11 protein-coding genes are annotated in these 12519 nt (G+C 64.6%); 9 read left to right on the forward strand and 2 right to left on the reverse strand.

From position 1 onward, the window contains the following. Entirely contained in the window at nucleotides 1-294 is a 294-nt protein-coding gene (locus IVB46_RS24810; RefSeq protein ID WP_085404826.1) for a hypothetical protein, read from the reverse strand. 100 nt (nucleotides 295-394) lie between these two features. On the opposite strand from IVB46_RS24810, the gene IVB46_RS24815 reads away from it, so the two are divergent. The 9 genes from IVB46_RS24815 (at nucleotide 395) to IVB46_RS24855 (ending at nucleotide 11357) form a co-directional block, all read left to right on the forward strand. Continuing rightward, complete coding sequence (locus IVB46_RS24815; protein WP_247307120.1) at nucleotides 395-1219, forward strand: SDR family NAD(P)-dependent oxidoreductase; 825 nt, start codon at nucleotides 395-397, stop codon at nucleotides 1217-1219. 226 nt (nucleotides 1220-1445) lie between these two features. Next, entirely contained in the window at nucleotides 1446-2219 is a 774-nt protein-coding gene (locus IVB46_RS24820; protein ID WP_028146686.1) for a MotA/TolQ/ExbB proton channel family protein, read from the forward strand. Between the two features lie 24 nt (nucleotides 2220-2243). Next, nucleotides 2244-3074 (forward strand): flagellar motor protein MotB, encoded by an 831-nt coding sequence (locus tag IVB46_RS24825; RefSeq protein WP_014496126.1) that lies wholly within the window; start codon nucleotides 2244-2246, stop codon nucleotides 3072-3074. A gap of 273 nt (nucleotides 3075-3347) precedes the next feature. Further along, nucleotides 3348-5246: a potassium transporter Kup gene (locus IVB46_RS24830; RefSeq protein WP_071915124.1), complete on the forward strand. Its 1899-nt coding sequence runs from the start codon at nucleotides 3348-3350 to the stop codon at nucleotides 5244-5246. 140 nt (nucleotides 5247-5386) lie between these two features. After that, nucleotides 5387-7315, forward strand: coding sequence for a potassium transporter Kup (locus tag IVB46_RS24835; RefSeq protein WP_028146684.1), 1929 nt, complete (start codon nucleotides 5387-5389; stop codon nucleotides 7313-7315). A gap of 301 nt (nucleotides 7316-7616) precedes the next feature. Then, a complete protein-coding gene (locus IVB46_RS24840) occupies nucleotides 7617-7943 on the forward strand; it encodes a rhodanese-like domain-containing protein (RefSeq protein ID WP_028170872.1) in 327 nt (108 codons plus the stop codon). Between the two features lie 7 nt (nucleotides 7944-7950). Beyond that, a complete protein-coding gene (locus IVB46_RS24845; protein ID WP_247307127.1) occupies nucleotides 7951-9132 on the forward strand; it encodes an aminotransferase in 1182 nt (393 codons plus the stop codon). 5 nt (nucleotides 9133-9137) lie between these two features. Then, a complete protein-coding gene (locus IVB46_RS24850; protein ID WP_247307130.1) occupies nucleotides 9138-10250 on the forward strand; it encodes a polyamine ABC transporter substrate-binding protein in 1113 nt (370 codons plus the stop codon). A 300-nt stretch (nucleotides 10251-10550) separates the two neighbouring features. Continuing rightward, entirely contained in the window at nucleotides 10551-11357 is an 807-nt protein-coding gene (locus IVB46_RS24855; protein WP_247307133.1) for an outer membrane beta-barrel protein, read from the forward strand. A 226-nt stretch (nucleotides 11358-11583) separates the two neighbouring features. On the opposite strand, the gene IVB46_RS24860 is transcribed toward IVB46_RS24855, so the two are convergent. Next, nucleotides 11584-12516 carry a lipid A biosynthesis lauroyl acyltransferase gene (locus IVB46_RS24860; RefSeq protein ID WP_247307135.1) on the reverse strand — a complete coding sequence of 311 codons (933 nt, stop codon included), beginning with the start codon at nucleotides 12514-12516 and terminating at the stop codon, nucleotides 11584-11586. Nucleotides 12517-12519: the final 3 nt, after the last annotated feature.

Raw genomic sequence — 12519 nt, forward strand, 5'->3', positions numbered from 1 at the left:
TTAGGGCCGCGTTGCCGGCCGTGGGCCGCCCTGTTCCGTCAGAAACAGGGCGGCCTGATCCGGCTCGCCGAAGACTGCGGCGGCGCATCCGATCAGGGTGAAGCCGCCGGCGAGATCCCAGAGGGTGATGTTTTCGGCGTTATCTGGGACATGAATCAAGCGCGCTGCGATCACGGCAAAGCCCGCCTCGACAAACAGCAAGACGCTGAACGCCGGCAGGACGAGCCCTGGCTCGAGCAGGTGGAGCGCCAGTACCGCGGGCAGCGCGGTGAGAAGACCGAACAGCGTCAACATGGCAAAACGGCTCCTGCGATGGAGCATGCCGCCCGGCGATAGAATACTGCATGATCTCTCGTCGCGGATGTGGCGCAGGGCCGCAGTCGGAGGACGCACAATGAAGATGACTGGCAAAACCGTCCTGATCACCGGTTCGACGGACGGCGTCGGCCGTCACGTCGCGCGCCGGCTGGCCGAAGCAGGTGCGAGGGTCCTGCTCCACGGCCGCGATGCCGTGCGCGCGAAGGCGCTGATCGACCAGATCGTGCAGGCCGGCCACGCCGCGCCGACATTCTACCAGGCCGACTTGTCGTCGATGTCAGGCACGCGAGAGCTCGCCGCGGCCGTTCTCCGCGATCACCAGCGTCTCGATGTGTTCGTTAGCAACGCCGGCATCGGCTCGCAGAACGACGGACCGCAACGTCAGGAGAGTCCCGACGGCTACGAACTGCGCTTTGCGGTGAATTACCTCTCGGGCTTCCTGCTTGCGCACTTGCTGCTGCCGCTGTTGACGTCCGCGGCACCTTCGCGCGTCGTCAATGTTGCCTCCCTCGGTCAGCATCCGATCGATTTCGACGACGTCATGATCAGCAAGGGCTACAGCGGTTCACGCGCCTACGCCCAGAGCAAGCTCGCGCAGATCATGTTCACCATCGATTTCGCGGAGGAATTGAAGCGCATGGGCATCACCGTCAACGCGCTACATCCGGCGACCTACATGAACACCACGATGGTGCGCGCCGGCGGCATCACGCCGATCTCGACGGTGGAGCAGGGCGGTGCGGCGATCCTGCACCTCGTCGAAGGCGACGATGTCGCCGGCAAGAGCGGACTGTTCTTCAACGGCATGAACGAGACCCGCGCCAATCCGCAGGCCTACGATGCCGGCGCACGCAGGCTCCTGCGCGCACTCAGCCTCGAGCTGACCGGGCTTTCGTCCTGAGCTGCCGTCCTGGCGCCCCGCGATCATGGTTAGCGAAGTATTGAGATTCCTGCCGGTCGCGGGCAAAGCCGGCGTCCTGTCAGCGCGCTGCGCCGGTCTGGCGCCCCGGCTCAACTTAACCTTTACGCGGCTTTAAGGGGGGCACTCTAGGGTTTCCGATGCGGTTCAGGGTTGGGCCGCGCCAGCGGCCAGGACGGCCGTTGTTGCGTTCGCGTTGGAGTGTCCCATGGATATCATGACGAGCGTCGGGCTCATTGCGGGCATCATCGTCATTACGGCGATGATCTTCATGGGCGGCGACCTCCACATGTTCATCTCCGAACATGCCATGATCATCATCTTCGGCGGCTCGGTCTCGGCCACCATGATCCGCTTTCCGCTCAGCGCGCTCCTGCACGGCCTTCCGCTCGGCGCCAAGTTCGCTTTCACCATGAGCCGCCTGTCGGCGCACGACCTCGTCGACGAGCTCGCCCGCATCGCCGAGATCGCCCGCAAGCAGGGCCCGGTCGGCCTCGAAAAGGTCGAGACCGACGAGCCGTTCCTGGCCAAGGGCATCCGCTACGTCGCCGACGGCTACGACCTCGACTTCATCCGCGACAATCTCGAGCGCGACCGCGACAACTTCCTCATGCACCTCGACGAAGGCAGCAAGATCTACCGCGCCATCGGCGACTGCGCTCCGGCCTTCGGCATGATCGGCACCCTGATCGGCATGGTGCAGATGTTCGCCAACATGACCGATCCCTCCAAGCTCGGCCCGTTCATGGCGACCGCGCTGCTCGCAACCCTGTACGGTGCGCTCGTCGCGAACCTGTTCTGTCTGCCGATCGCCGACAAGCTGCACGGCAAGCTGCTCGACGAGGAAACCAACCGCACGCTGATCATCGACGGCATCCTGATGATCCGTGACTCCAAGAGCCCGACGCTCGTGCGCGAAATGCTGCTGGCCTATTTGCCGGAGAAGCATCGTCACGCCGAAGGCGAGCCGGTGCCGGCGTAAAGCCGCCGCCCGGGATCTCGAGAGATGGCCAAGAAGAAGCGCGGCGATGCTCACGGTGGCGGTCACGGCTGGTTCGTGACCTTCGCCGACCTGATGGGCCTGATGATGAGCTTCTTCGTGATGCTCGTCGCGTTCTCGACCCAGGACGCCAACAAGCTGAAGATCGTTGCCGGCTCCATGCGCGACGCATTCGGCGTGCAGAGCGAGGCGCGCTACGCCGGTATCGTCGAGTCCGACGGCCTGCCGACCCGCCCGCGGCTGAAGAATGTCGACCACATCCAGCCCGAGGACGCCTCCAACACGCCGACGCCGGATCAGGAGGACCGCGACCGCACGTCGGGCGCGAAGATCAAGGTCGACCGCAACTTTGCGCTCGCCGCGGCCTCGCTGCGCCAGGCGTTGCAGGACATGCCGGAACTGACCGAGATGTCCAAGCACATCATGTTCGAGGAGACCAAGCAGGGGCTCAACCTGGAGATCGTCGACCAGGATGGCCGCTCGATGTTCGCCGACGGCTCCAAGGTGCCGTATGACCGCACCCGCCGCCTGATCGAGAAGCTCGCGATCCCGCTGAAGGCAACGCCGCTCCGTGTCTCCATCGCCGGCCACACCGCGGCCGGATTCGTGCCGACCCGCAGCGACTATGGCGCCTTCGACCTGTCGGCCGATCGCGCCAACGCGGTGCGTCAGATCCTCGAACGCGAGGGCCTGCCGCCGTCCCACATCTTCGCCGTCGCCGGCAAGGCGGACACCCAGCCGCTGTTTCCGGACGATCCCTCGCTCGCGGCCAACCGGCGGGTGACGATCACGCTGATGCGCGAGGATCCGCCGCTGCCGCCGAATTTGAAGCCTTAGAGCGTTTCGCGCGAAGCGGCCGCCGGTTTCGCCTGAGGAAAGCGCGTCAAACCCGGAATCTCGAGGCCCATTCTGCTTCCCGCGGAGCGGAAGGCTCCAGGCACTTGCGCTACCATCTTACCTGAGGCATGTCGTCGCGCTAACAACGATCGTTGCTGCGCCGTCACAGCATCAGCCCCGGCGGCTGCTATGGTGGTGTGCCGATTGACAGGCGCGCCGGAACGGTCAAAAGGCGCCGGATCAATTCTCGGGAAGAAGCGTTTCTCATCTCACATGACGGCGAGCATCACATCGACCGACGCTCAGGACGGGCCGGTCACCTCGGGTTTCTGGGGCCTGACGCTCGGAAGCATCGGCGTTGTCTTCGGCGATATCGGCACCTCGCCGCTGTACGCATTCCACGAGGCGGTCAGGGGCGCGGCCCATGGCGAGCCTGTCTCGCGGGTCATGGTGCTCGGCGTGCTCTCGCTGATTCTCTGGGCGCTCTTTATCGTCGTCACCGCCAAATACGTCCTGCTGCTGCTGCGCGCCGACAATAACGGGGAGGGCGGCACGCTCTCGCTGATGGCACTCGGCCAGCGCGCGCTCGGGCGGCGAAGCTGGTTCCTGCTCGCGCTCGGCGTGGTCGGCGCCTCCATGTTCATCGGCGATTCCATGATCACGCCGGCAATCTCGGTGCTGTCGGCGGTCGAGGGTCTGAAGCTCGTGACCCCCGCCTTCGACCACTATGTCGTACCGCTCACCGTCATCATCCTGGTGTTGCTGTTCGCGGTCCAGAGCAAGGGGACGGCGCTGGTGGCCTCGGCCTTCGGGCCGGTGATGGTGATCTGGTTCACCGTTCTTGCGGTGATGGGCGCCGTGCACATCGCCGACGATCCGTCGGTGCTGGCGGCAATCAATCCCTATTACGCACTGCAATTCCTGCTGTCGCACGGCACGATCGGTCTGGTCACGCTGGGCGCCGTGTTCCTGGCGGTGACGGGCGGCGAGGCGCTCTACGCCGATCTCGGCCATTTCGGCCGCAAGCCGATCCAGTCGGCCTGGATGTTCTTCGTGCTGCCCGCGCTCCTGATCAACTATTTCGGGCAGGGCGCGCTGGTGCTGTCTGATCCCAGCGCGATCGAGCATTCGTTCTATCGCATGGTGCCCGAGAGTCTGGTGCTGCCGCTGGTTGGACTTGCGACCGCGGCAACCGTGATCGCGAGCCAGGCCGTGATCACCGGCGCCTATTCGCTGGTCTATCAGGCGGTGCAGCTTGGCCTCCTGCCGCGCTTCGAGGTGCGCTACACCTCCGAGACCCATGCCGGCCAGATCTATCTGCCGCGTGTGAACCGGCTGCTGCTGATCGGCGTGATGCTGCTGGTGCTGTTGTTCCACACCCCCAGCAATCTGGCTTCGGCCTACGGCATCGCGGTCTCCACCACCATGGTCGCCGACGGCGTCATGGGCTTCGTCGTGATCTGGAAACTGTGGAACTGGCGCGCTGCGACGGCTGCGGCGGTGATCGTGCCCTTCGTCGTCGTCGACATCAGCTTCTTCAGCGCCAATCTGCTCAAGCTGCTCGAGGGCGCCTGGGTGCCGCTGCTGTTCGGCGCGGTCATGGCCGGGACGATCTGGACCTGGCGCAAGGGGACCGGCATCCTGCTCCAGAAGACGCGCCGGATCGAGGTGCCGCTCGACGACCTGATCCGCAGCCTCGAAAAACGCCCGCCGCACATCGTCAAGGGCACCGCGGTGTTCCTCACCAGTGATCCCGCCTTCGTGCCGACCGCGCTGCTGCATAATCTCAAGCACAACAAGGTGCTGCACGAGCACAACGTGGTCCTGACCATCGAGACCGCGCACACGCCGCGGGTCGAGCTGTCCGAGCGGTTCCGCATGGAGAAGATCAGCGACAAGTTCTCCAAGGTCAGGCTGCGCTTCGGCTACATGGAGCAGCCGAACGTGCCGAAAGCGCTGGCGATCGCCCGCAAGCAGGGCTGGCAGTTCGACATCATGTCGACCTCGTTCTTCGTGTCGCGAAGGTCGCTCAAGGCCTCGGCGCAGTCGGGCATGCCGCTGTGGCAGGACCATCTCTTCATCGCGCTGAGCCGGTCCGCCAACGACGCCACCGACTATTTCCAGATTCCGACCGGGCGGGTGGTTGAAGTCGGCACCCAAGTCACCATCTGAACGCAATTGGCCAAGTCATGCAAATTTCGCATGGCAAGGGCCCAAAATCGGGCTAGGCTATGCCGGCAGCGCAGGACTATAAGCCGCGCGCTCTTCCGCCGTTGTGCAGTGAAGCATTCTAGAGGCCACTGGGCTCTCCCATGACAAGTGACGTAGCGATTTCCGCCCCGGAAACGGCGGCGGCCAATGGGCATGGCGAAGCCCACACCACCGCCCGTTTCGGTGCGCTGACGCTCGGCAGCATCGGCGTCGTCTACGGTGATATCGGCACCAGCCCGCTCTACGCGTTCCGCGAGGCGGTGATGGCGGCCTCGGGCGCGGAGGGGGTGCCGACGCCGGCGGCCGTGCTCGGCGTGCTCTCGCTGATCCTGTGGGCGCTCATCGTCGTGGTGACGCTCAAATACGTCGTGATCCTGCTCCGCGCCGACAACAATGGCGAGGGCGGCACGCTGGCGCTGATGGCGCTGGCCCAGCGCGCGGTCGGCACCGGCGGGGCGACCATCGTCCTGCTCGGCATCATTTCCGGCGCCCTGTTCTACGGCGACGCCGTGATCACGCCGGCGCTCTCGGTGCTGTCGGCCATCGAAGGCATGAAGGACGTCACCCTGCACTTCGAGCCCTACATCGTTCCGTTGACCGTGATCATCCTGGTCGGCCTGTTCGCCGTGCAGTCGCGTGGCACCGCCCGCGTCGCCGCGTTCTTCGGTCCCGTGATGTGCGTCTGGTTCGCGGTGATCGCGATCGCGGCCATCCACCCGATCATCGAGCAGCCGCAGGTGCTGTTCGCGCTGAACCCGCTCTACGCCGTGTCCTTCATGTTCCACCACGGCATCATTGGTTTCGTGACGCTGGGCGCCGTGTTCCTGGCGGTCACCGGTGCCGAGGCGCTCTATGCCGACCTCGGCCATTTCGGCAAGCGGCCGATCCAGACCGCCTGGCTGTTCATCGTACTGCCGTCGCTGGCGCTGAACTATCTGGGGCAGGGCGCTCTCGTCCTCGGCGATCCCGGCGCGATCGTGAGCCCGTTCTTCCAGCTGTTCCCGCAAGGCTTTTTCCGCGGCTGCATGGTCGTTCTCGCCACCGCCGCCACGGTGATCGCGAGCCAGGCCGTCATCACCGGTGCCTATTCGCTGACGCGCCAGGCGATTCAGCTCGGGTTGCTGCCGCGCTTCGAAATTCGCCATACCTCTGAAGCCCATTCGGGCCAGATCTTCATCCCGCGCATCAACCAGCTTCTGCTGGTCGCGGTGGTGCTGCTGGTGCTGCTGTTCCGTTCCTCCAGCGCGCTGGCATCGGCCTATGGCATCTCGGTCACCGGGACCATGGTGGTCACGGCGATGATGGGTTTCGTCGTGATCTGGAAGGTCTGGAAGTGGTCGCCGTTCGCTGCCGCCGCCCTGATCGTGCCGTTCCTGTTCCTCGACCTGACCTTCCTCGCCGCCAACCTGCTCAAGGTGTTCGAGGGCGGCTGGGTGCCGCTGGCGCTCGGCGCGCTGATGATCATCCTGATGTACACGTGGCGGCGCGGCAGCCGGCTGCTGTTCGAGAAGTCGCGCAAGCTCGAATTCCCGCTCGCCGACCTCGTGGCGATGCTGGAGAAGCGGCCGCCGCAGCGCGTGCCCGGCACCGCAGTGTTCCTGACCTCAGACCCGCTCAGCGCCCCGACCGCGCTGATGCATAGTCTGAAACACTACAAAGTGCTGCACGAGAAGAATGTCATTCTCACCATCGAGACCGCGCAGACCCCGCGGATCGATCCCGCCGAGCGCGTGAGACTGGAGCAGATCTCACCGACCTTCTCCAAGGTGACGCTGAAGTTCGGCTTCATGGAATCGCCCAATGTGCCGAAGGCGCTGGCGATCGCCCGCAAGCTCGGCTGGCAGTTCGACATCATGTCGACCTCGTTTTTCCTGTCGCGGCGGGCGCTCAAACCCGCCGCCCATTCCGGCATGCCGCGCTGGCAGGACCGGCTGTTCATCTCGCTCAGCCGCTCCGCCAACGACGCCACCGACTACTTCCAGATCCCCTCCGGCCGCGTGGTCGAGGTCGGTACCCAGGTCACGATCTAGCCCCACCGCCGTCGTCGCCCGGCTTGACCGGGCGACGCAGTACTCCGAGACAGTTGTGGTTGAATCGATAGGCCGCGGCGTACTGGATTCCCCGCCTTCGCGGGGAATGACACCGAGCGCGTGGTGGGATGCGAAGCAGGCGCAGGCATCCTGAAAGCCGCACTTCAAGTCGCTGCGATTTAGCTTTAACTTGCGGCATGCAGCTCAAGCCTTTGTAGCGCTTGATTTTCGCCTGCCGAGAGGCGAGGTTGCCGCCCGCCGGGATCGCCCCGGCAGGCGGCTCGTGACGTTGGAGGATGATGTGGCAAACCAGGTACAGGATCTGACCCCGGACGAGGTCTCCAAGGGTGTCGCGGAAGGGCGCTATCTGCTCGTCGACGTGCGCGAGCCGAATGAGGTCGACGCTGAGGCCTATCCTTACGGCGTTGTCGTGCCGCTCTCGACCTTCGATCCCAAGGCGATCCCCGATCCCCAGGGCAAGGAGGTCGTGTTCGCCTGCCGCTCGGGCAAGCGCTCGGTGACGGCCTCGCTCGCGGCGCAGGCGGCGGGTCTGCCTTATGACAAGCATCTGGCCGGCGGCATGCTGGGGTGGAAGGCGGCGGGTCTTCCCAGCAAGGTCGGTGGCTGACCTCGCGATGACGACCAAGAGCTCCTCGCTGAACAAGGTCTTTGCCGACCTTCCCGTCACCATCTTCGAGGCGATGTCGCAGGCCGCGCGCGACAACAACGCCATCAATCTCGGCCAGGGCTTTCCCGATGATCCCGGGCCTGAGGACATCCGCCGCGCCGCGGCCGATGCCTCGCTGAACGGCTACAACCAGTACCCCTCGATGATGGGCCTGCCGGAGCTGCGCCAGGCGATCGCGACTCATTACGGTCACTGGCACGGCCTCAAGCTCGATCCGATGAGCGAGGTGATGGTGACCTCCGGCGGCACTGAGGCGCTGACCTCGGCGATCCTCGCGGTGGTCCAGCCCGGCGACGAGGTGGTCTGCTTCCAGCCGGTCTATGATTCCTACCTGCCGATCATCCGCCAGGCCGGCGGCATTCCGCGCCTGGTCCGGCTCGAGCCGCCGCACTGGCGGTTGAATGAGGACATGCTGAAAAGCGTCTTCAATTCAAAGACCAAGGCGGTGCTCTTCAACAATCCCCTGAATCCGTCCGCAGTGGTCTATCCGCGCGAGGACCTCGAGCTGCTCGCCCGCTACTGCCAGGAGTTCGACGTCATCGCGATCTGCGACGAGGTCTGGGAGCACGTCACCTTCGACGAGCACAAGCACATCCCGCTGATCACCATCCCCGGCATGCGCGATCGCACCATCAAGGTCGGCTCGGCCGGCAAGATCTTCTCGCTGACCGGCTGGAAGATCGGCTTCGTCTGCGCCGCGCCGCCGCTGCTGCGCGTGGCCGCCAAGGTGCACCAGTTCCTGACCTTCACCACCGCGCCGAACCTCCAGGCCGCCGTCGCCTACGGCCTCGGCAAGTCCGACGACTACTTCCTGTCGATGCGCAAGGATTTGACGCGGAGCAGGGACCGCCTGACCAAGGGGCTGGAGAGCCTCGGCTTCCCCGTGCTGAAGTCGCAAGGAACCTACTTCCTCACCGTCGACCTGTCGCCGCTCGGGCTCAACGAGAGCGACACCGAGTTCTGCTGGCGGATTGTGAAAGACTACAAGGTTGCGGCGATCCCGGTGTCGGCCTTCTACGAGCAGGACGCGGTGACCTCCGTGGTCCGCTTCTGCTTTGCCAAGAAGGACGAGACGCTCGACACCGCGCTGGAGCGCTTGTCGGACGCGGTGCGCGGACGCAAGAGGTAGGAAAGATGACGAACGTCGGCCGCTCCTGGCTTTGCCTTGGTTTTGCAATCGCCGCGGCGCTGACGTTGTTTTCCGCCCCCGCAGGAGCCGAGGAGCGGGTCGTCAACTTCTACAACTGGTCCAACTACATGGCGCCTGACGTCCTTGATGCCTTCACCAAGGAGACCGGCATCAAGGTGGTCTACGACACGTTCGACGCCAACGAGACGCTGGAGACGCGCCTGATGGCCGGCAAGTCCGGCTACGACGTCGTGGTGCCCACGGCCTATTTCCTCCAGCGCCAGATCAAGGCCAACATCTTCCAGAAGCTCGACAGGTCGAAGCTGCCGAACTTGGCCAATGCCTGGCCGGTGGTGACCGAGCGCCTTGGCATTTACGATCCCGGCAATGTCTACGCCGCCAACTACATGTGGGGCACGACGGGCATCGGCTACAACGTCGCCAAGGTGAAGCAGATCCTCGGGCCCGACGCGAAGATCGACAGCTGGGACATCGTCTTCAAGCCGGAGAATTTGGCGAAGTTCAGAGATTGCGGCGTCCACATGCTCGACTCCGCCGACGACATTTTTCCGGCGGCGCTGAACTATCTCGGACTCGATCCGAACTCGACCAGGCAGGCCGACCTCGACAAGGCCACCGACGTCGTCGCAAAAGTCCGCCCGTCGGTGCGCAAGTTTCACTCGTCCGAATATCTCAGCGCGCTCGCCACCGGCGAGATCTGCATCGTGGTCGGCTGGTCCGGCGACATCATGCAGGCCCGCGCCCGCGCGGCTGAAGTTAAAAGCGGCATCGAGATCGGCTACGCGATTCCCAAAGAGGGCGCGCAGATGTTCTTCGACAATCTCGCGATCCCCGCGGATGCCAAGAACGTCAAGGAAGCCTACGAGCTGATCAACTATCTCTACCGTCCTGATGTCGCCGCCAAGAATTCGGACTTCCTGTCCTACGCCAACGGCAACCTCGCCAGCCAGAAGCTGGTCGAACCGAAGATCCTGAACGACAAGAACATCTATCCGGACGAGGCGACGCTAACAAAACTGTTCGTCATCACGGCGCGTGAGCCTGCGACGCAGCGGATCATCAACCGGCTGTGGACAAAGGTGAAGACGGGAAGGTAGTCGCTCTGGGGACCGCCCGGAAGCCAAAATCTGCAAAACAACCCCATGCACAGTAGAAGCGTCACCTGCGGGTCGCCGGCGGTGGCGGTGCTTAAGTTGCGATGACGCCTGACTTCATTGACGCGCGGACGCAATGACCTGAAGCAGCGCGCGCGGTGCCGATCTGCGGCCGGTCTTCTCAGATTGCGCATACAACCTGACGTCGTTGCGATGGTATCCGGATGTGTCCTTGGGGTGACAGCGTCCGGCGCGGTTCCGGTGTATGGAACCGGAATATATTCGTTCATAGGAATTGCCCCGATGAAGAAATTTGTTCTGGCTGCGGCTGGCTCGTTGCTGTTCGTCACCGCTGCGTCGGCGGCCGACATGGCCCCGCGTTACACCAAGGCTCCTGTCGTGGCGCCGGTCTACAATTGGGGCGGTCTCTATCTCGGTATCAACGGTGGCGGCGGTTCTGCGCACACCTGCTGGGACATCTTCAACGATTCCGGCTTCCCGATCGTGCCGTCAGTTCCCGAGGGGTGCCACAACGCGACGGGCGCCACCGTCGGTGGCCAGGTCGGCTATCGCTGGCAGGCGACCAACTGGGTGTTCGGCCTGGAGGCGCAGGGCAACTGGGCCGATTTTAGGGGCAGCAACGCGAGCCAGTATGCCGTCTTTGGTACCACCTCTCTCCTCAACGACGTCACCAAGGTCAACGCCTTCGGCCTGTTCACGGGGCAGGTCGGGTACGCCTTCAACAATGTGCTGCTTTATGCCAAGGGCGGTGCCGCCGTCGTTCACGACAAATACTCGCTCACGCTGACGCCGGCCGGCGCGGCCGCTCTCGCGCCGTTCTTCGCCGTCGTCGCCGGCCAGACCGGTGCCGTCGGCTCCGAGACGCGTTGGGGAGGGACCGTGGGAGCGGGAATCGAGTTCGGCTTCGCGCCGGGCTGGTCCGTCGCTGTCGAATACGATCATCTGTTCATGGGCAGCCGGGACGTGACCACGAACACCATTGCCCCCTTCGCCGCGCCGCCAAGCACCCACCGCATCAGCCAGGACATCGACATCGGCACGGTGCGCGTGAACTACACGTTCGGCGGACCGGTGGTCGCGAAGTACTGAACGGTTCGAGAGCTTGAACGCGAAGGCCCCGGTCATGCGCCGGGGCCTTTTTGTTTGGGACGAAGTCTTTCGGTAGAGAGAAGGCCAGACCCTCACCCTGAGGAGCGCGCTCTTCGCGCGCGTCTCGAAGGGCGAGGCCACCGGCCGGGCCTGCATCCTTCGAGACGCGCGTTTCGCGCTCCTCAGGATGAGGACTAGGTAGCCGCGTTAGCCGTTTGACGGCTCGCTACCGCCACCTTCTATGCAGCCACAGCCACTGCTCGGGATGCTCGCGCACCCAGCCTTCCACCACGCTCGTGATCGCCTGCGTCGTGCCCTGGATGTCGATCTTGCCGTCGGCATCGCGCACCGGCGGGATCTCCTCGGTCAGCTCGCCGCGGAAACGGTTGCCGGGCAGGCGGATGATACGGACGCCGTGGATCGGGCATTCGACCTGGCGCAGCAGGCGCGCCAGCATCGGATTGGCGCGGGTCTTGCGGCCGAAGAAGGTGACCTCGACGCCGCCGGTCAGGTACTGGTCGATCAGCATGGCGACGTGCTTGCCGTCCTTCAGCGCCTGCGCGAGGCGCAAAGGCGCGTCGCGCCCCGCAGCGATCAGCGTGCCCATGTTGACCTGGCGCATCTCCTGGATGATGCGGTCGGCAGAGGCGATGTTCGGCCGGCGATAGAGGATCGCAGTGTCCAGCCCATGCGCGACGGCGGCGAGCGCCGGCAGTTCCCAGTTGGCGAGATGGGCTGCAAAGATCAGCGCCGGCTTGCCGTCGTCGCGGATCTGGTCGAACAGCTTGATGCTGCGCTGGGGCAGTTCGATCCGGCTCTTGTCCGGATGATCGCGGTCGTAATCCCAGACTTGGTCCATATGGGCGAATTCGGCACCGACGCGGCCGAGATTGTCCCACACGCCCATCAAAATCTGTTCGATCTCTTCCGGCGACTTTTCGGGGAAGGCCGCAGTGAGGTTGGCGCGGCCGATGCGGTGCTCGCGCAGGCGCGGGCCGATCGTCTTCACGACGCGTGCGAAAAAGTCCGAGGTCTTGGCCGGATCGAAATAGCGCGTGGTGCGCAGCATGCCGACGGTGGCGGCGCCGATCAGGCTGCCGCCGATCGACTTGGCGGCCTCCCGCGCGCGGGCCTTCGTGCTCGCAGGAAGCAGCGCCATGCG

Source organism: Bradyrhizobium sp. 61, from assembly GCF_023073075.1.
Classification (GTDB): Bacteria; Pseudomonadota; Alphaproteobacteria; order Rhizobiales; family Xanthobacteraceae; genus Bradyrhizobium; species Bradyrhizobium barranii.